Here is an 18,998-nt window from a genome sequence, read left to right on the forward strand (position 1 = left end):
TGATCTGCACCTGCGCGGCCTGGATGACAGCGCTGACGCGGAGTGATTCTCGGGCGCGACCTACGGCGATTCCGAGCGAAAAGGCTTGCCCTATAGCCGCCAGGTATCAACGGTTCCGCGGCCTTAACGAGCCGGACCCGTTTTTTTCGGCGCGCTCGATCAGTCGAAATCCTCCGAAACCCTTCTAAAACAGGACATTTTCCACAAGCCGCGCGGAGGAAGAGGACCACGGTATGGCTTGCTGTCTATGCTCCGCGCACATATAGATGTGGCAATGGATGGACCTCGAGATCGAAACATTTTCGGGGCGTTCGCACTCATGATCAGCGACGACATCGTTCGCGCTAGTTCATCGCGGGCGCCGGAAGCTGGACCCGCCGCCTCAGCGCTGGCGTTGCTCGCGCACAAGCCCGGGCTCTCGATCCGTATGCTTGCGATCGGGGTGGGCCTTTCACATGCTGGAACTGTTCGCCTGGTGGATAGATTGGTAAGCGAGGGATTGATCGAGCGTAGGGAGCATTCGACAGACGGGCGCGCGCGATCCCTCTATCTTACTCCAACTGGCAAGGTCGCGAGCGACGAGGTCCTGGCCTCGCGCGATCAAGTGATTGCCGAAGGGCTATCGATCCTTAATCCAGACGAACTGAAAACCTTATCGGACATCGCTGAACGCGTTCTCCGAAATCGCTTGGAAAACCTCGAGCAGTCATACCGCATCTGCCGCTTGTGCTGCTACGAGGGCTGCACGAACTGCCCCGTCGATGCCGAATTGCATGAGCGAGGTGTGGACCGCGAGAAGAACGACGACGCGTAGGAGACTCGCAATTGCGGCAGCTCAACGCTGCTCAGATGGCGGGGCTTCATAATGTCAGCGAGCCTACCATCAGCCGCATTCTTTTGGCTACGCGTCAAGCCGGCCGATCGGGCATGGCGGTCTCATTCTAATATGTCGGTGATCGCCCCACTTTTAGCCGCTCAATTGATCGGAACGCGGTTTCGGAAGCGGCCGTTCAAACCACTCGCTGCATTCCCATTTCTCTATGTCCGATAGGTAGTTTCGGGGAAAAGCAGTCGGGAACAGGTTTCGGGAACGCATGCTCCGGCAGGAGCGCAGCGCGCGTCCCAAACGCGTTTTCCCGGTAGAGCTTCCCAATCGGCAAAGTGCGGGCCACCTCAGACTGCGAACGCGAAAAACCGCCTGGCTGGTCACTCAAGGCAGGGTAACGACGATTTTCGCTGCGGATACACCCGCCTTCAGGGCTTCCAAGGCAGCCTGGAGCATTTCAAGGCCCTGGCCCACGATCTTCGCCGGAGGGGCGGGGACGAACGTGCGCGCCGCGAGAGCCTGCGGCAGGAATTCGCGGTAGATCATTGGACCAACCTCGTCATCCTTGAGGCTCGTCCCGGAGATGTGCGTCGCCTCGACTCCAAATGAACGCTCGTCGGGCGGGGCCAGCGTCGCTGCCACCCGGCGCGAGCCCTCGCATCTCGCAACTACGGCAAAACAGTCTTTCATGTGACCGGTCGCGTGAAGCGTTCCAGCGAGACTGCGCCCGCGCATTGCCTCAATCACGTCTTCCACGATGGCTGGACTCGAGTGGTCAAGAACCTCGCTTGCACCCAGCTCCTTCAACAGGCCGACGTTGCGCGCCGAAGCGGTGGCGACGCACCTGTAGCCCGACGCCACCGCGAGCTGGATGGCGTTGCAGCCAACGCTCGACGATCCACCCCAGACCAGAACGACCTCTGGACGCGCGGTCGGCGAGTGTAACGGTGGCGCGAGAGCCAACTGTGTCCGTCCGTAGAGCCCGCTTGCGGCGGTGCCAAGGCCAAGCGGGAGGACTGCCGCATCAGCGAAGGCAATGTTGTTGGGGATCGGCGCCGCCATGTGGTCCAGCACGATCGTGTGGTGCTGGAACGCACCCTGCGCAGGTTGATTTACGGTTGTCCCGACCGCCTGTCCGATGACTCGATCGCCGACCTTGAACCGCTCGACCGCGCCACCGACCGCCGCGACCTCACCGGAGACGTCGCTGCCGAGAATCGCGGGATAGTCGAGCCATGGCAAAAGCGCGACGTCCTGCAGAATCCAGTCGAGTGGGTTGATCGCGATGGCCGCGTTGCGGATCAATATCTCGTTCGCCGCCAGATGCGGCAGAGCGGTGACACCGATCCTCAGTGGCTGCCCCGGCGCTTTCTGCCAGGCGGCCTGATTAGTCACGGTTTCGGTCATCATCAACTCTTTCTGTCAAGTATTACAGCTGGGCGTTCGTCTGAGCGGTCCAACCGCCAGGTCGGGCGCACGAAGTGGCAGCTATAGCCCCCAGGATAGCGCACCAGGTATTCTTGGTGCTCTGGCTCCGCCTCCCAAAAGGGTTCTTCTGGGTTGATCTCCGACACGACCGGGCCTGGCCAGCTTCCTGATGCCTCGATTTCCGCGATGGTTGTGAGGGCGACTTCCTTCTGCACTTCGGTGGTGTAGAAAATCGCCGATCGATAGCTCGGACCGACATCGCTGCCTTGTTGCTCGTAGGTCGTGGGGTCATGTATCTGGAAGAAGAGTTCCAAGAGCGAGCGATAGGCGAGAACGGAAGGGTCGAAGGTCACTTCCACTGCTTCCGCATGGCCGTAATGTCTCGCGTAGGTCGGATCAGGCATTTCTCCGCCTGTGTAACCGACACGCGTCGAAATGACTCCCCTGGCTCGGCGCAGCAAATCCTCCATGCCCCAGAAGCAGCCGCCTGCGAGAATTGCTCGCTCTGTCGCGGCCGCCCTATTGCCGGTAGGCGATTGGCTCACAGTCCGTTCGCCCTCCTCCGTGTGCGCCACGGTCAAGCCAGCCTCGCGGGATCCGCAGCCTGACTGGCGCTCAAGAGCTCGGTCTGCACGTCCGAACCCCGGATGAGACTCAGATCGACGGGACACCGATCAGCGATCGCGAGGATCCGAGCGCGCTGATCATCACTCAGCGGCCCATCGAGGACAATGGTGCGGGTGAACCGGTCGGGTGGCATCATGTCCGGCACCTTCTCGTGCTGCACGGTCGTGCTCGCCCGTTCGAGCGGAAAGCCCTTGCGGTTCGCATAGAGACGCATCGTCATCACCGTGCAGGCTGCGAGGCCGGCAGATACGAGTTCGTAGGGAGATAGTCCGGTCCCGAGGCCACCGACCGATGCTGGCTCGTCGGCGAACAGAGTGTGCTCGCCGCTGCGGACCTTGAGCTGGAACGTCCCTGCAAGAGTTTCGGTGGAGACGACGCCCTCCGCAACCTCGACCTGCGGAAGATCCGCGCTGAGTGGTGGGAGAAAGCGGCTCGCCCAAACCGCCACCATGGCCGCGGCGTAGTTCGCGTCCGCGACGTCGGTGAGAAGGTGATCCGCGTTGTCGAGCGAGATGAAGCTTTTAGGGTGCCTGGACGCGACGAAGATGCGCGACGCGTGGTCGATGCCGACCACCTGATCCAGCGGAGAGTGCATGACCAGCACCGGCCGTCGCAGGGAGGCAATGGCCTTCTCGACGTCGATCCCCTCAACCGCCTCAAGGAACCCTCGGCGAATGAGGAAGGGCCTACCGGCAATCTCCACCGAGGCCTCGCCCTCGCTCGCGATGGTGTCCAGATCATTCGGTCCGAAGAGGCGCAAGATATGCTGAAGGTCGGCCGGCGCACCAATCGTCGCTACCGCCGCAATATCAGGCATGTCGGCGGCGGCTACGATCGCAGCGGTGCCACCCAGGCTGTGCCCGACGAGGAGGGACGGTGACATGCCCGCCGCCGCCATCGCATTTGCGGCGGCCCGAAGGTCCTCGACGTCCGACGCGAAGTTCACAGGTTCTCCCGTCCCACCGCCGATCCCGGTCCCGGCGAAATCGAACCTCAAGACCCCGATGCCCGCACGCGACAGCGCGCGCGAGATGTGAACAGCGGCGCGACTGTCTTTCCCGCACGTGAAGCAGTGGGCGAAGATCGCCCAGCCCCGCGGCGTCCCTTCCGGCGGTTCGAGGTGCCCGGACAGCGGAGAGCCAGCCCCACTGACAAACGTAAATGATCTTCCTGCCATGTCCATCAAACCTCCAGCACGCGGCTTGGCGGTTGCGCTCTCAGAACCTTCGACGGAGCTGAGCGGAGCGCACCGCCAACCGGTAATCGTCATCTCAGGCTAACATTTATATGTCTGGCGCATATAGACAAGCCCCTATACCATGATTATATGCGCCAAGCATACTTCTGCGACCTGCTTTCCAAAGGCGGTCTCACGGAAGAGGTATCAGTCAGGCGCGTGGGCCAAAGGACTATGGAACTCAATCAAGTCAGCTATTTCATCAACTTGGCCGAGACGCTGAATTTCACAGCGGCCGCTCGCTTGAGCGGTGTGTCACAGCCAAGTCTGACCCGCGCGATCCGCCGCTTGGAAGATGAGCTTGGCGGGCCGCTGATCTATCGCGACGGGAAGAACAGCCGCCTGACTGGCCTTGGCCATGACGTCGAGGCAGAATTCCGGCGCATGGTGGTCGCGATGAAGAGCGTTCGCAATCACTCGGAGCACTGGGCGATGGGGGGGCACCGCGTGCTGGATGTCGCCGTCGCGCCCACCGTCGGACCAAAGGAATTTACGGCATTCTTCGAGAGCGCATTGGCGGAGATGCCATCCATCGAAATCAAGCTGCACTCGCTCCAGTCGAACGAGGACACATCGGAGGTGCTTTCAGGAAAATACCACGCGTGCATCATGCCGCGTGAAACAAGACCGGAACGCAAGCTGGATGTGCATCCTCTATTTCGGGAGCGCTTCGTGCTCGGCTGTTCTGCAAACCATCCCTTGGCTGCCAACGAGGTCGTGCGCGGCGAAGACCTGCTCGAGTTTCCTTTCGTCGATCGCCTGAAATGCGAGTTTCGCGATCGGATCCTCGATCACTTCGCGCGACGGGACTTGCTCATGCGACCTCGCTTTCGATCAGATCGCGAGGACTGGGTGCAACGGGTCGTCGCTGACGGCCACGCCATATGCATTCTTCCGGAACGATCGCCGACCGTGCAAGGCCTCGTCACTCGGCCGATCGACGGATTTGTCTTGGAGCGCGAAGTCGTGATCGCGACAGTATCCGGCTCCACGGCAACGGTCGAGATACGGAACATCGCGCAGCTGGCAGCCCGGTATGAGTGGAACTGAATCACGACGTGAAGAGCTTCGGCGCTATGGAAACTATACGCGCAGCGTATTGGATAAATCTGGGGCGCACTGCGATAGTCGGCGCAATGACTGCAAAGATAAATGACAGTGTGTCGAGCTCTCTAAATAGCTGCGCCTAATACCGCTACACTTTTGCCTGACCATGTTTTCCTCCGGGGAATGGGCTGGCGGTTTCCATAAAATGGCGGACCTTTTTCAGTAACTGCCACATTGAGCGGCACTGATGATTACGGGTTATCGTGTCATGAAGTGCCTGCCATAGCCGTTCCACATGATTCACCCACGGCGAGTAAACCGGCTGGTAAATTACCCTGAACTTGGGATTTGCTTTCAACCAGCGCTGTGTTTCGCGGCTTTTATGGATAATGTAGTTATCAACGATCAGCGTGATTGTTTTCGCCCGCCGGTAAGTGGCTTTCAGGTGCTTCAGCAGAGCGATAAACAGCGCTGAACTTTTGCTGTTGCCGCCCACGTAGCTGACTTTACCCGTGCCACTGTGCAGTGCGCCGGCCAGATAGTATTTTTCGTTCTGCCCCGGCGTCACTACCCGTTTCTGCTGTCCGCGCAACTGCCAGTCCGCACCGATTTTAGGATTAAGGTGGATATCCACTTCATCTTCATAAAATACCGGATGCTCTGCGCTGCATTCATCCAGCGCTTTGTGGATTACCGCCATCTTTTCATCTTTATGTGGGTCACGGATACGCAGAGTTGGCGCGGCCCTGCGCCATACAAGCCCCGCAGATGGCAACCAGCGGCGAACGGTTCCTGCATGTAACTGGCAACCGGTTATCTCATTGATTTTTAATGCCAGTAATTCGGTGCTCCAGCGTGAACGTTGATAACCAAAATCGCCGGGAGAATGCTTTATCAGCTCACGTAACAGGGTGCAGATATGTTCAAAAGGCCAGCGTCGGGAGCGCCCTGCGGGTAAGGATTTCAGGCCTTCAATACCTGAGTGCGTAAACCAGTTAATCCAGCGACCAACGGATGAACGAGCACAACAGAGAGTTCTGGCAACATCGCTGACCCGTTCACCCCGATGAAGCATCAGCATGGCCGTGAGTCTGCGGGCATGATTTTTATCGCGCGTTTTATGAATAGCTTTCTGCATCAGGCGTCGTTCGCCACGGGGTATTGGTGCTATGATCGGCATCGCTCAGTCCGGTTGGTGGTTTTGGTTGGTTTGGCGATTGATCAGATCGCACAATCCGGGCTGAGTTCCCTTTCAGTGATCTACTATTCCGCGCATCTATTTAGATTAATTATTGGAGACTATCATGAAGTTTGAGAAGTCACAGGCAGCAGTTGACCGCCTGACCCCCGAGCAACGCCGGATTACCCAGGATTCGGGGACCGAAAGGCCCTTCACGGGTGAGCACAACGACAACAAGGAGCCTGGCATCTACGTCGACATAGTGTCGGGAGAGCCGCTGTTCGCTTCAACGGACAAGTTCGATTCGGGTACTGGCTGGCCCAGCTTCACCAAGCCGATCGTTCCGGCAAACGTGAACGAGGTGCGGGACAGTGCACACGGCATGGTCCGGACGGAGGTCAGGTCGGTACACGCCGACAGCCATCTGGGCCACGTTTTCCCGGACGGTCCTTCCGACCGCGGCGGTCTGCGCTACTGCATCAACTCTGCGTCCCTTCGCTTCATCCCGCGCGACGAGATGGAGTCCGAGGGATACGGTGAATATCTCGATCAAGTAGAGGAGGCTTAACATGCATCAGCGCGCTGTTCTCGCAGGAGGATGTTTCTGGGGCATGCAGGATCTGATCCGCAAGCGGCCCGGCATCATCTCGACCCGTGTGGGTTACACGGGCGGCGATATTCCGAACGCCACGTATCGTAATCACGGCACGCATGCCGAGGGGATCGAGATTGTCTTCGACCCGACAGTGACGAGCTACCGGCACATCCTGGAATTCTTCTTCCAGATCCACGATCCGACGACGCTGAACCGCCAGGGCAATGATCGTGGGCTCTCCTACCGGTCGGGCATCTATTATGTCGACGAGGAGCAGAAGCGCGTCGCCGAGGATACGATCGCCGATGTGGATGCCTCGGGGCTGTGGGATGGCAAAGTGGTGACCGAGGTCCAGCCGGTCGGCGAGTTCTGGGAGGCCGAGCCCGATCACCAGGATTATCTGGAGAAGCGGCCGGGCGGCTACACCTGCCACTTCGTCCGTCCCGACTGGGTTCTTCCAAAGCGGCATGAGGCCGGCGATGTGAGCCCTGCGGCCGGGGCTGCAGCGGAATAGGCTTCGCTGCCGTTAGTGCCGCGCCGATCCGGTTCGCAACCTCCGACGACCGCGTCAATCGACGCGGTCGTCGAACCCGGCCTTGAAGCAGATCATTCCATTCAGCCGCCGTCGCAGTGCCAGGATCCAGATATGACAGACCTCTCCTCCTTTCCCATCACGCAGCGCTGGCCAGCATCTTATCCGGATCGCTTGCAACTATACGCGGCCCCCACGCCCAACGGCGTCAAGGTCTCGATGATGCTGGAGGAGACTGGCCTGCCGTATGAGCCCCACTTCGTCGACATCTCGAACAACGAGTCGAAGGATCCAGCGTTCGTGTCGTTGAATCCCAACGGCCGCATACCCGCGATCATCGATCCGGCTGGCCCTGACGGCCAGCCCATTGGCATATGGGAAACCGGTGCGATCCTCATCTATCTGGCCGACAAGACGGGGCAGCTCATCTCAACAACACCCGCCCAGCGGTACGAGACTCTGGCCTGGGTGTTCTTTCAGGTGTCGGGCGTTGGGCCGACCTTCGGACAGCTAGGCTTTTTCCTGCGATTTGCCGGCAAGGACTATGAGGACAAGCGACCTCGGCAGCGCTTTGTTGATGAATCCAGGCGTCTTCTCGGGGTCCTGGATCACCGGCTGGAGGGCCGCGAATGGATTGTCGATGATTACTCGATCGCGGACATTGCGACGTTTGGCTGGGTGAATGCGCTGGTCGAATTCTACGCAGCGGGCGACATCCTCGGCCTAAGCAGCTATTCGAACGTGCAGGCATGGCTCGAACGCGGGCTGGCGCGACCGGCTGTACAGCGTGGCCTGCGAATTCCTGCGAGGCCTGCATGGGGTCGTCTCAGAAAACGGAAAATAAAGCACGCTAAGCCGGTTGCAGCGGCCGTAGCGGCCTGAACTTGCCCGCGCCGATCTTGGCGCTGCTGCGCCAGAGGTAATCGCCGGTCAGGTTGATGTGCTCCCAGCCGAGCGGCGACAGGTACTGCAACAGGCCGTCATCGACGGCTTGACCGTGGCCACGCAAGGCGTTCGCGGCCCGCTCCAGATAGACCGTGTTCCATAGCACGATGGCCGCCGTCACCAGGTTGAGGCCGCTGGCCCGGTAGCGCTGCTGCTCGAAGCTGCGGTCGCGGATTTCCCCCAGGCGGTTGAAGAACACGGCGCGGGCCAGCGCGTTGCGCGCCTCGCCTTTGTTCAGCCCGGCATGCACGCGGCGGCGCAGCTCGACGCTTTGCAGCCAGTCCAGGATGAACAGTGTGCGCTCGATGCGTCCCAGCTCACGCAGGGCGACGGCCAGGCCGTTCTGGCGCGGGTAGCTGCCAAGCTTCCTGAGCATCAGCGAGGCCGTCGCCGTGCCCTGCTTGATCGAGGTGGCCATCCGCAGGATTTCATCCCAATGGGCGCGGACGTGCTTGATGTTGAGCGTGCCGCCGATCATCGGTTTCAACGCCTCGTAGGTGGCATCGCCCTTCGGGATGTAGAGCTTGGTGTCGCCCAGGTCACGAATGCGCGGGGCGAAGCGGAAGCCCAGCAGGTGCATCAACGCGAAGACGTGGTCCGTGAACCCTGCCGTGTCGGTGTAGTGCTCCTCGATCCGCAGGTCGGATTCGTGATACAGCAGGCCGTCGAGCACGTAGGTCGAGTCGCGCACGCCGACGTTCACGACCTTGGTGTGGAACGGCGCGTACTGGTCGGAGATATGGGTGTAGAACGTCCGCCCTGGGCTGCTGCCGTATTTCGGATTGATGTGGCCGGTGCTCTCGGCCTTGCTGCCGGTGCGGAAGTTCTGGCCGTCCGACGATGACGTGGTGCCGTCGCCCCAATGCCCGGCGAAGGGATGTCGGAACTGCGCGTTGACCAGCTCGGCCAGTGCCGCCCCGTAGGTTTCGTCGCGGATGTGCCAGGCTTGCAGCCAGGCCAGCTTGGCGTAGGTCGTGCCGGGGAACGATTCCGCCATCTTGGTCAGGCCCAGGTTGATCGCGTCGGCGAGGATCGTGGTCAGCAACAGGTTTTTGTCCTTGGCCAGGTCGCCTGACTTCAGGTGGGCGAAGTGCCGGGTGAAGCCCGTCCATTCGTCTACCTCCAGCAGCAATTCGGTGATCTTGACGTGCGGTAGGATCATCGCCGTCTGGTCGATCAGGGCCTGTGCGGTATCGGGCACCGCCGCATCGAGCGGCGTGATCTTCAGGCCCGACTCCGTGATGATGGCGTCCGGCAGCTCGTTGGCCAGCGCCATGCGGTTGACGGTGGCGAGCTGCGTTTCCAGCAGCGTCAGCCGGTCATGCAGGTACTGGTCGCAATCGGTGGCCACGGCCAGCGGCAATTCGCTGGCCTGCTTGAGGCTGGCGAATTTCGCGGGCGGCACCAGGTAGTCCTCGAAGTCCTTGAACTGGCGCGAGCCTTGCACCCAGATGTCGCCGGAGCGCAGCGCGTTCTTCAGCTCCGACAGCGCGCACAGTTCGTAGTAGCGCCGGTCGATGCCGGTGTCGGTCATCACCAGCTTCTGCCAGCGCGGCTTGATGAACTCGGTCGGCGCGTCGGTGGGCACCTTGCGGGCGTTGTCGCTGTTCATGCTGCGCAGCACCTCGATGGCGTCGAGTACGTCCTTGGCGGCGGGCGCGGCCCGCAACTTGAGCACGTCGAGAAATTCCGGCGCGTAGCGGCGCAGCGTGGCGTAGCTCTCGCCGATGCGGTGCAGGAAATCGAAGTCCTCGGGTTGCGCGAGCCGCTGCGCTTCGGTGACGCTCTCGGCGAAAGCATCCCAGGACATGACGGCCTCGATGGCGGCGAACGGATCGCGGCCCGCTTGCTTGGCCTCGATCAGCGCCTGGCCGATGCGCCCGAACAGCCGCACCTTGGCATTGATCGCCTTGCCGGATGCCTGGAACTGCTGCTGATGCTTGTTCTTGGCGGCATTGAACAGCTTGCCCAGGATGCGGTCATGCAGGTCGATGATTTCGTCGGTGACGGTGGCCATGCCCTCGATGGCGAGCGCCACCAGGGTCGCGTAACGCCGCTGCGGCTCGAACTTCGCCAGGTCGGCGGGCGTCATCTGGCCGCCCTCGCGGGCGATCTTGAGCAGCCGGTTCTGGTGAACCAGCCGCTCGATGCCGGAGGGCAGGTCGAGCGCCTGCCACGCCTTGAGGCGTTCGATGTGTTCCAGCATGTGCCGCGAGTTCGGTTTGACCGGGGATTGCCGCAGCCAGGCCAGCCACGTCGTCTTGCCGTTGTCGCGGCGCTTGAGCAGATCGTCGAGGCGACGGCGATGCACGTCCGTCAGCGGCTCAGCCAAGGCGTCGTAGAGACGCCGGTTGGCGCGGGTAATCGCTTCGGCGCTCGCCCGCTCGACGGCGTTGAGGGCGGGCACAATGACCGACTGCCGCCGCAGGTGCTCGATCAAGGCTCTGGCCAGCACGATGCCCTTGTCGGTTTGCATGGCCAGCTCGGTCAGCAACTGGACAGCCTGCCGGTAGTGGCCAATCGTGAACGGCTGGAAGCCGAACACCGTTTGCAGCTCGACCAGGTGCTCGCGTCGGGTCTGCTCACGCTGCCCGTACTCGTCCCAGCTTTCGATGCCGACCTTGAGCTGGTTGGCGACCAGTCTCAGCAATGGCGGGAACGGTGGCTCATCAGCGCCAAGGATGACGCCGGGAAAGCGCAGGTAGCAGAGCTGCACCGCGAAGCCCAGCCGATTGGCCGGGCCGCGCCGCTGCCGGATGATGGAGAGGTCGCTTTCGCTGAACGTGTAGTGACGGATCAACTCATCCTTGGTGTCCGGCAACGCCAGCAGGCTTTCGCGCTCGGCGGCGGAGAGGATCGAACGGCGGGGCATGCGGTTTCCTTCTTCTTGAAAACGTAGGTTTGTGACAAACCCGCCAAGGCAACCGGCGCGGCACGGGAATCAAGGCATTGCGATTCTCGAAAATAGTTCTTGAAATTCTATTCTTGATTGCATATCATCTCAACGAGTTTCGATAAGAAAGGATGCGCATGCGACCGTCTGTTGTGCTTGACATGAAGCGAAGCGCAGTGCGTGAAGCGGTAGGCCGCTTTCGCGCCGCGAACCCGCGCGTCTTCGGCTCGGTGCTGCATGGCACCGACCGGGATGGCAGCGACCTCGACCTGTTGGTCGATGCGCTGCCCGGTGCCACGTTGTTGGACTTGGGCGATTTGGAAGAAGAACTGAAATCGCTGCTCGGCGTTGACGTCGATCTGCTGACTCCCGGCGACCTGCCGCCGAAGTTCCGGGCCAAGGTGCTCGCGGAGGCGCAACCGATATGAGCGAGAACCGCCTGCCCGATTACCTCGACCACATTCAGCAGGCCGCAACCGATGCGCGCAGCTTCGTGGAAGGGATGGCCAAGGACGACTTCTTGGCCGACAAGCGCACCCAGCAGGCCGTCATCATGAGCCTGATCGTCATCGGCGAGGCGGCCACAAAGGTGATGGATGGCTACGTCGAGTTCACCCAGGCGCATGCCGACGTGCCGTGGCGCAGCATGCGCAATATGCGTAATCGCATGGCTCACGGCTATTTCGACATCAACCTCGATGTGGTGTGGGAGACGGTACAGGAATGGCTGCCGGCGTTGCTCCAGCAATTGCCCGCCGTGCGTCAGGATGCCGACGATGAAGACCGTAACGACAACTGTGAAAGAGGGATCTCCGATGACTGTTGAATCGAGAATATTTTCTGTAGCCGAGTATGTTCAGCCGTCCGAAGGCGAGCCTATTCGTTCCGTTGTGCTTGAAACCCGAGACTCAATTATCGTGGTTTGGCATGTCCATCCCGGGCAGGAAATTGCGGCTCACATTCATCCTCACGGCCAAGACACGTGGACTGTTTTGTCGGGAATGGCTGATTACTTTCAGGGCAATGGGATTGTTCGTGCCCTCAGGGAAGGTGAGATAGCCGTGGCAAGACCGGGCCAAGTGCACGGGGCGCGAAATACAGGTACCGAGCCATTTGTGTTAGTCTCGGTTGTGGCATCAGCCAATGCCGGTTTCGTATTGGCTGAGCGATAGAGCCCAATCTCTGGAGTTGGTCCAATGAGCGGTCGGGGAGATAGGTAACAGACATGCAGCGGACACGGCTGCTAAACCAGGTCGCAAACCTCCTTGCGTCGCAGCGTGCCGCAAGCGACGCGATCAATCGAATGGGGTCGGCATGAGACTGAACACCATCCAGTTCCCGACCGCGTAGCCGCCTGTCCTGCCGATCAGGTCTTGACCATCGACGCCTGGGATCAGTCCTGAATGTTCTTGGAGACCACTACGTTATGAGCCGCAGCCGCCGCAAAACACCCATCGTCGGGCACACGACCTGCGGCAGCGAGCGCGAGGACAAGAAGCTCTGGCATCAGCGCTGGCGCACCCGTGAGCGCACGGCGCTGACCAGCGCGTCGCCCGAAGCCCTGAGCGCCCATCTGCCCCTGCTGGAAAACCAGGCCAGCAGCGTCTGGTCGATGGGCAAGGATGGCCGCTCCTACTGGCCCGTCAAGCGCCAGGCCGCCACGGCGGATCGCATCGCCAATCACAAGGGACGCAACCCGCAAGAACGCGCCTCCCTGAAAAAGCGCCTGCTGCGCAAGTGGATGAGCAAATGAAGCTCTCCTTCCATCAGCACATTGCGCTGTTCTGGATGATCGGTGCTCCGGGCGTCTTCGCGCCCGTGATCGAGAACGCCAAGCGGCCCGATGCCGGCGCCGTCATGGCGTGGGGTGTCGCGATCGTGGCGGTGATGATCCTCTTCACCCCTTTGCTGCTGCGCTGTCCACCATTCCGGCGCTGGTATGGCCGGACGGATGCGCTGTCGGAGCGGCAGCGCCAGGCGCTTGCCGAGCGCGGCCTGCGCCGCTACTACCAGACCGCTTTCGATGACGGCTACGTGCCCCGCGTGATGCCCTACGTGTGGCGCATCATCTGGACGGTCGGCGGGTTGATGGCTGTGACCGCCGTACTGCCTACCAACACCGGACGGCCAGCCTTCGATGCCTTGGTGGTCTTCTCGACCTGGTATCCGATAGGCGTGATGCTGCTGGTTTTCGCGTCGAGGCCCCTTGGCCGGTTGATTCGCCAAAGAGCACAGGAGCGGCGGAAATGAGCACGTCAACCATCGAGGCGCTGGCCAGCGCCTGGGCAAGGATTGCCGAGGAAGCGGAATTCCCCGCTGACTACGAGGGGACTGCCACACCACAAGCGCATCGGGCTAGCGAAGCTATTCAGGAGCAGATTCGGGAGCGCATCGTCGCCACCAACGACATGCGGCTGTTCAGCCTGCTGCACCTGCTGGGTCAGGCGTCGCTGCGCATGGAGCAAGCGCTGTGGCCGGAGGATTACGAGCGGATGACGCGCGAGGTTGAGGAAGCCCTGCGGCAAGCCACCGACGCCAACGCCAGATCGTACACCCACGAAGAAGTGATGCAGGCGATGCAGGAACGCATCGACCGGGCGCGAGACAAGCCATGTTGATTGGCTATGCGCGCGTCTCGACGCAGGATCAGAACCTGGAGCTGCAACGCGAAGCCTTGAGCAAGGCCGGATGTAAAAAGGTCTTCGAGGACAAGGTGAGTGGCACGCGGGCAGACCGGCCTGGCTTGGCCAAGACGCTCGAAATGCTGCGCGAAGGCGATACTTTGGTCGTCTGGAAGCTCGACCGGCTGGGCCGGTCGGTCAAGCAACTGGTCGATCTGGTCGGCGATCTGCACAAGCACGGTGTCCAGTTCAGGAGCCTCACCGACTCCATCGACACCGGCACACCATCCGGGCGGTTCTTCTTCCACGTCATGGCGAGCCTTGCCGAAATGGAGCGCGAGCTGACCGTCGAGCGCACCCGCGCCGGGCTGGAAGTCGCCAAGCAGCTCGGCCGCAAAGGCGGCCGCAAGCCGAAGATGACCGACAACAAGATCGAGTCGGCCAAGAAGCTGCTGGCCAGCGGGGTGCCGCCCAAGGACGTGGCCAAGAACCTCGGCGTGTCCATTCCGACGCTGTACCGCTGGGTGCCAGCCTCCACGCACGCTTAGCGTGCTTTATTTTCCGTTTTCTGAGACGACCCCTGCATGACCATTATCGCCGCATATTATTACAACGAAGGTAAGCGAGTCCGTGAAATCAGGCTCGATGAGCACGTCGAACTAAACGAGAATCGCTCGGGCTTCTGCTGGATCGCGCTTAGCGAGCCCACCGCAGACGAACTCAGCGCGATCCAGACGACGTATAACCTCCATCCTTTGGCGATCGACAACGCCATGCACCCGCTGTGCCCGCCCAAGCTCGAGGTCTACAACGATGAGTTGTACGTCGTCGCCCAGACCGCCGAGCTGGTCGGCGACCGGATCAGCTACGGCAAGATGGCGATCTTCACCGGTCACAATCACCTTATCACCGTGCGGCACGGCAATGCCGGAGCGCTGGGCAAACTTCGGGAGCAACTCGAGGCATCGCCGACGCAGTTCGGCAAGGGTGTCGACTATGTGCTGCACGCGATCTTGCACCGAGTGGTCGACCAGTATCTGCCCATCTTCGAAATGATCGAGGACGACGTCCTGGCGATGGAGCGACGGTCGCTGCACGATTTCCTCGAGCCAGAAGAGGTGGCGCGAATCTTCGAACTAAGGTCCGAACTCACGCGGTTCCAGCGCACGCTCGGGGCTATGGCCGAGCTGGTGCGAAAGCTCGTTCGCGGCCACTTTCCCTGCATCAGCGCCGAAATGACACCATATTTCCACGACGTCGCGGACCATGTCCACCGCGTGCAGTCCATGGTCGACGGCCTCCTGCTTGTCCTGTCCACGGTCTTCGAGGCCAGCAGCCTTCTGGAAGCGCAAAGGATCGGTGTGGTCACTCGCCAGCTCGCGGCCTGGGCGGCGATCTTGGCGGTCCCGACGGCGATCGCCGGAATATATGGCATGAACTTCAAGCACATGCCGGAACTGGACACGCCATATGGCTACTTCGTCGTGCTCGGAGTGATAGCGGTGTTCTGCCTTCTCCTATTCATGCGCTTCAAGAAGGCCAAGTGGCTATGAGTAACGCACTTCGCGAGCTTCTCCGTCCGCCGAGTCACAGCGCGCTTTGTGCGCGAGCGTGTCCAATCCAGTTCAAGATGAAGGTGCTTCCATGACCTCCCAGGTGACCGACGTTCTAGAAGCAGTCCAGTCATTCATCGCCAAAGGCTATGACCGCGAATACCGCGTCAAGGACGGCAATCTCGTCGATCTCGAACTAGGGTCAACCCTCGATGCATGCAGCATTCGCGTCGATGCGGCGTTGCGCCTCGAGAGCGGGGACGACGGCGAAGATGCCTCCAACATCTACGCGATCACCGATCCGGCGACAGAGCATAAAGGCCTGTTGATCGACGCCTTCGACGTGTTCCACGAAATCTGCCCCCGCGACTTGTCCGAGCGCCTTGTGGCGCATCGGGAAACAGCACCGGCAGGTGACCAGGACGCGCCGAGCAAGCACGGACTACGGAAAGTCTACAAGAGCGAGTTTCACAGCGATCCCGAGCGTTACGTTCTGCGCGAGGGCTTTCCAGACTTCCCGCCATGCCCTTTCGGCCAATCCTTCAGCATCCTCGGCTTCGATACCGCCGAGCAGGAATATGTCTGGCTCGTCACGAGCATCATTCGAGATCCTCGGCTGATCAGGGTTCCATACCAGGGCGAAGACGTCATCAGCGACGAATAGCGGTGTCGCTTAGCCGGAAAGGCTGGCCTTCCTGGCCCACACATCTGCAGGCTGAACTTTAAGAACATCGAAAATTAGGAGGTGATTATGGACTGGAACAAGGACCACATACGAGAAACTATGCTCTTGCTGGAGACAGCAGCGTTGCACAGCGCTCGCGAAAACTACCTGGACTATGTCTCTACCGCTCGGCTCGATCGGAGCGAACCGATCGAAAACGACGAACTAGCTCAGGCCGAGGTCGCGAGCGACTTCGCTGAAGCGCTCGATGACACGCTCCATGACTACGCCAATAAACTCGAAAAGCTCAGGACGATCGATTTCGGCCCCAAGTTGGCCGTCAACGAAGGCGCTGTCGTCAAGCTGTCCGGCCGCCACTTTGTGATCGCGGTGTCAACGAGCAAGTTTACCTGTCAGGGGCGTGAGCTCATGGGCATTTCCACGATGGCGCCGATCTTCGAAGCGATCGAGGGTGCCCGAGCCGGGGAGACCGTGCAGTTCAACGGCCGGGACCTCACCGTAGAAGACGTGGAATAAAGCCCTCCACCGCAGCCGGCGCGCTAGTGCCGAACGCCCTGCATCTCTTTCTGCATGCATACGGTCACTTGCAGCCGCGTTGACCTGGCTCATCAAAGGCAAACTCATGACAACACCTTCATTCTTCATCACCCCCGGATACGGGACGCGCCTGCATGACGCGCTTCATTATTCTCAGGCAATGCGCATTGGTGACCGCGTGGAGATCTCCGGACAGGGCGGATGGAACGACGATCTCGTCATTCCGGAGTCGATTGAGGAAGAGATCGAGCAGGCGTTCAAGAACGTGGAACGGACGCTCGCGACCGCCGGAGCACGCTGGCCGCATGTGGTCCACGTCAATTCCTATCACGTCGGTGGATTCCCTCCCGTGATCAACGAAACAATGGCCAAGCTGTATCGCCACTACATGCCCGACCGCGCTCCAATCTGGACGCAGTTGGGAATCGAAGCGCTGGGGCTTCCAACCATGCGTATCGAAATTCGCGTAACAGCTATCATCGCCTGACCCCGCGGTTCGTGCAGGCGCCGTGCCGCGCTAATCCCGCACGCCCTGCGCCCGCTTCTCCATGCATATCATCGTATCGAGAGATCCGGTTATCATCGGCGTGCTCGGAGAACGGGGGGCCGCCTTGGCCTGGTTGGCGCGCCTCGGCTGCCTGCGGGCGATGGCCAGCACTGCCAGGAGCGTGAGCAACGCCGCCGCATAAAGGAACAGGCCGCCAGGGCCGACGATATTCATTGCAGCTGCTCCTATTAGGGGGCCAGCGGCTGTCCCGATCCCGTTGAGCAACAGAAGCCCGCGCGCGGTGCCGAGTAGCCGACCGGCCGGAAGATCGTCGTTTGCGACGGCGAGACACAACGAATAAATCGGGATGCCAAAGCCGCCGAACAGCGCACCTGCCGCAAGGAGCAGCGGCAGAGGCGCTTCCACCGCCAACGCTACGCCGATGGCAGACGCTGCGGACGCCAGCGCCGCACCGGCGATGACAAGATTCCGGGGCACTCGATCCGAAAGCCAACCGAGTGGCCAATGGAAGGCGAGCGTTCCACCAAGAACCGCAGCCATGAAGGCGGAGATACCGCCCACATCGAGGCCGATGCTCTGGGCGAAGTTCGCGCCCATGCCCCAGAAACCACCGATAGCCAGGCCGGCCAGGAAAGCGCCAGCCGCAGCGAGAGGTGATACGAGGACGAGGTCCCTGAACGCGACCCATTCCTGTTCCACCTGGGCCGGCGGATGACTGGGCAGCAAGGTGATCGGAACCACCGCCGCTGATATCAGCAGCGACACGATGAGGAACAATGTCACGTCGGCGGGCGGTGCGATGTTGAGTAACGCCTGCCCGATTGCCCATGAGCCCATAGAGACAACTCCGAATATCGACAGGAGCTGCCCGCGTGTGGATGGCAATGCGTGGGCGTTGAGCCAACTCTCCGTTGCGAGGATCATGCCCGCGTAGGCGAAGCCGGTAATCAGGCGAAGCGGCATCCAGGCGATCGGCTCCACGAACGCCACATGGAGAAGGGCGGTCATCGAGGCAATGGCCGCGAAGCCGGCGAAGGTTCTGACATGTCCCACGGAGACGATGATCGGTGGCAACACGAGCGCGCCGATCGTGAAACCCGCGAAATAGAAGGACATCATCGCGCTGATCGCGCCGGTCGAGAACCCCTTATGGCCGGCTCTCACGATCAGGAGCGTGCTCAGCAGGCCATTGCCCAGCAGCAGAGCGGCGACGCTCAGCAGCAGCGCCGCCACCGGCGCGAGAACGAGGCCGCGCTTGCCCGCCGACCTCATGGTATCCATCGCCGGGCTCGTTCTCGGGCCTGACTTGAGGGTTGATACTCTGCCGCACTGATGAACTGGTCGAATGCTTCGCACCAGATGACGACCGTGTTGTAGTCACGGACATCGATGCCGGCAGGCACCTCGACGATGAAGCCGTTGAACGTCTTCACATCGCCCACGCGGACTGATCTGTCCTTGATTAGGAGAAAGGCCTCCTTCGTGTCGACGAAACGTGGTGCGAGGTAGAGCTTGTAGTCGGGACCAGGGGCGAGGCGCCCGATATGGGCGATACGGTCGCGCGAGACCCGGATCTCGCCTTCCCCCCAGTGAAGCAGGTCGCTGCCTTTGAGATCGCGGGCCAGACGCCCTGCGTAGAGCGTCTCGGCTGAGATGGTCCGCAAGGCCGCCGCGTCCGGGGCCTGGGGGGCGGTCAGGATCGGCAGCGTGTAGACACCGCCCGCGAAGCCCATGGCGAGCATCGCGAGATGGGTGGCAATCAGGATGACCCAGCGCCGCATCGG

The 18,998-nt window shown here is 61.1% G+C and carries 22 protein-coding genes and 1 pseudogene; 16 read left to right on the forward strand and 7 right to left on the reverse strand.

Annotation, left to right across the window (positions count from 1 at the left end):
* Positions 1–319 precede the first annotated feature (319 nt).
* Positions 320–814, forward strand: coding sequence for a MarR family winged helix-turn-helix transcriptional regulator (locus C3F35_RS23640; RefSeq protein WP_004099028.1), 495 nt, complete (start codon positions 320–322; stop codon positions 812–814).
* 396 nt (positions 815–1,210) lie between these two features.
* On the opposite strand, the gene C3F35_RS23645 is transcribed toward C3F35_RS23640, so the two are convergent.
* The 3 genes from C3F35_RS23645 to C3F35_RS23655 all read right to left on the reverse strand — a co-directional run bounded on the left by C3F35_RS23645 (position 1,211) and on the right by C3F35_RS23655 (position 4,064).
* The gene (locus tag C3F35_RS23645) at positions 1,211–2,236 is read right to left on the reverse strand and encodes a zinc-binding alcohol dehydrogenase family protein (RefSeq protein ID WP_004357654.1); all 1,026 of its coding nucleotides are present in this window, start codon (positions 2,234–2,236) and stop codon (positions 1,211–1,213) included.
* Positions 2,236–2,724, reverse strand: coding sequence for a peptide-methionine (S)-S-oxide reductase MsrA (gene msrA / locus C3F35_RS23650; RefSeq protein WP_045269765.1), 489 nt, complete (start codon positions 2,722–2,724; stop codon positions 2,236–2,238). The genes C3F35_RS23645 and msrA (C3F35_RS23650) overlap by 1 nt, the downstream gene beginning before the upstream one ends.
* 107 nt (positions 2,725–2,831) lie before the next feature.
* Positions 2,832–4,064: a bifunctional alpha/beta hydrolase/OsmC family protein gene (locus C3F35_RS23655; RefSeq protein WP_004357650.1), complete on the reverse strand. Its 1,233-nt coding sequence runs from the start codon at positions 4,062–4,064 to the stop codon at positions 2,832–2,834.
* 228 nt (positions 4,065–4,292) lie between these two features.
* On the opposite strand from C3F35_RS23655, the gene C3F35_RS23660 reads away from it, so the two are divergent.
* Entirely contained in the window at positions 4,293–5,168 is an 876-nt protein-coding gene (locus tag C3F35_RS23660; protein ID WP_199770258.1) for a LysR family transcriptional regulator, read from the forward strand.
* A gap of 145 nt (positions 5,169–5,313) precedes the next feature.
* On the opposite strand, the gene C3F35_RS23665 is transcribed toward C3F35_RS23660, so the two are convergent.
* Positions 5,314–6,345, reverse strand: coding sequence for an IS630-like element ISEc33 family transposase (locus C3F35_RS23665; RefSeq protein WP_032425611.1), 1,032 nt, complete (start codon positions 6,343–6,345; stop codon positions 5,314–5,316).
* 124 nt (positions 6,346–6,469) lie between these two features.
* On the opposite strand from C3F35_RS23665, the gene msrB reads away from it, so the two are divergent.
* The 3 genes and pseudogenes from msrB to C3F35_RS23680 form a co-directional block, all read left to right on the forward strand.
* Positions 6,470–6,913: a peptide-methionine (R)-S-oxide reductase MsrB gene (gene msrB, locus C3F35_RS23670; protein ID WP_004099035.1), complete on the forward strand. Its 444-nt coding sequence runs from the start codon at positions 6,470–6,472 to the stop codon at positions 6,911–6,913.
* A gap of 1 nt (position 6,914) precedes the next feature.
* Positions 6,915–7,454, forward strand: a complete 540-nt coding sequence (gene msrA / locus C3F35_RS23675; protein WP_004099036.1) for a peptide-methionine (S)-S-oxide reductase MsrA — start codon at positions 6,915–6,917, stop codon at positions 7,452–7,454.
* A 132-nt stretch (positions 7,455–7,586) separates the two neighbouring features.
* Positions 7,587–8,288 (forward strand): annotated as a pseudogene (locus C3F35_RS23680) (glutathione S-transferase N-terminal domain-containing protein); the annotation flags it as partial.
* Positions 8,289–8,322: 34 nt separating this feature from the next.
* On the opposite strand, the gene C3F35_RS23685 reads toward C3F35_RS23680, so the two are convergent.
* Complete coding sequence (locus C3F35_RS23685) at positions 8,323–11,289, reverse strand: Tn3-like element ISPa38 family transposase (RefSeq protein WP_103793576.1); 2,967 nt, start codon at positions 11,287–11,289, stop codon at positions 8,323–8,325.
* 158 nt (positions 11,290–11,447) lie between these two features.
* Between C3F35_RS23685 and C3F35_RS23690 the strand changes: the two genes are divergently transcribed.
* From C3F35_RS23690 to C3F35_RS23740, 11 genes are all read left to right on the forward strand, one after another.
* A complete protein-coding gene (locus C3F35_RS23690; RefSeq protein ID WP_001247892.1) occupies positions 11,448–11,738 on the forward strand; it encodes a nucleotidyltransferase family protein in 291 nt (96 codons plus the stop codon).
* Positions 11,735–12,136 (forward strand): HepT-like ribonuclease domain-containing protein, encoded by a 402-nt coding sequence (locus tag C3F35_RS23695; RefSeq protein WP_001293886.1) that lies wholly within the window; start codon positions 11,735–11,737, stop codon positions 12,134–12,136. Before C3F35_RS23690 ends, C3F35_RS23695 begins: the two co-directional genes overlap by 4 nt.
* Positions 12,126–12,482 carry a cupin domain-containing protein gene (locus C3F35_RS23700; RefSeq protein ID WP_000215515.1) on the forward strand — a complete coding sequence of 119 codons (357 nt, stop codon included), beginning with the start codon at positions 12,126–12,128 and terminating at the stop codon, positions 12,480–12,482. The genes C3F35_RS23695 and C3F35_RS23700 overlap by 11 nt, the downstream gene beginning before the upstream one ends.
* 254 nt (positions 12,483–12,736) lie before the next feature.
* A complete protein-coding gene (locus C3F35_RS23705; RefSeq protein ID WP_003100858.1) occupies positions 12,737–13,063 on the forward strand; it encodes a hypothetical protein in 327 nt (108 codons plus the stop codon).
* Entirely contained in the window at positions 13,060–13,560 is a 501-nt protein-coding gene (locus C3F35_RS23710) for a hypothetical protein (protein WP_003100856.1), read from the forward strand. Before C3F35_RS23705 ends, C3F35_RS23710 begins: the two co-directional genes overlap by 4 nt.
* Entirely contained in the window at positions 13,557–13,928 is a 372-nt protein-coding gene (locus C3F35_RS23715) for a hypothetical protein (RefSeq protein ID WP_003100853.1), read from the forward strand. Before C3F35_RS23710 ends, C3F35_RS23715 begins: the two co-directional genes overlap by 4 nt.
* Complete coding sequence (locus C3F35_RS23720; protein ID WP_103793575.1) at positions 13,922–14,479, forward strand: recombinase family protein; 558 nt, start codon at positions 13,922–13,924, stop codon at positions 14,477–14,479. Before C3F35_RS23715 ends, C3F35_RS23720 begins: the two co-directional genes overlap by 7 nt.
* A 36-nt stretch (positions 14,480–14,515) precedes the next feature.
* Complete coding sequence (locus C3F35_RS23725; protein WP_032640602.1) at positions 14,516–15,484, forward strand: magnesium and cobalt transport protein CorA; 969 nt, start codon at positions 14,516–14,518, stop codon at positions 15,482–15,484.
* Between the two features lie 91 nt (positions 15,485–15,575).
* Complete coding sequence (locus tag C3F35_RS23730; protein ID WP_004099040.1) at positions 15,576–16,148, forward strand: hypothetical protein; 573 nt, start codon at positions 15,576–15,578, stop codon at positions 16,146–16,148.
* A gap of 87 nt (positions 16,149–16,235) precedes the next feature.
* Positions 16,236–16,685, forward strand: coding sequence for a hypothetical protein (locus tag C3F35_RS23735; protein WP_004099042.1), 450 nt, complete (start codon positions 16,236–16,238; stop codon positions 16,683–16,685).
* 106 nt (positions 16,686–16,791) lie between these two features.
* Positions 16,792–17,193: a RidA family protein gene (locus C3F35_RS23740; RefSeq protein WP_004099044.1), complete on the forward strand. Its 402-nt coding sequence runs from the start codon at positions 16,792–16,794 to the stop codon at positions 17,191–17,193.
* A gap of 30 nt (positions 17,194–17,223) precedes the next feature.
* Here C3F35_RS23740 and C3F35_RS23745 read toward each other — a convergent pair whose 3' ends face one another.
* Both C3F35_RS23745 and C3F35_RS23750 read right to left on the reverse strand, forming a co-directional pair.
* Positions 17,224–18,495: an MFS transporter gene (locus C3F35_RS23745; protein ID WP_004357638.1), complete on the reverse strand. Its 1,272-nt coding sequence runs from the start codon at positions 18,493–18,495 to the stop codon at positions 17,224–17,226.
* Entirely contained in the window at positions 18,483–18,995 is a 513-nt protein-coding gene (locus C3F35_RS23750) for a DM13 domain-containing protein (protein ID WP_004357637.1), read from the reverse strand. Before C3F35_RS23750 ends, C3F35_RS23745 begins: the two co-directional genes overlap by 13 nt.
* Positions 18,996–18,998: the final 3 nt, after the last annotated feature.

This window comes from Leclercia sp. LSNIH3, from assembly GCF_002935105.1.
Classification (GTDB): domain Bacteria; phylum Pseudomonadota; class Gammaproteobacteria; order Enterobacterales; family Enterobacteriaceae; genus Enterobacter; species Enterobacter adecarboxylatus.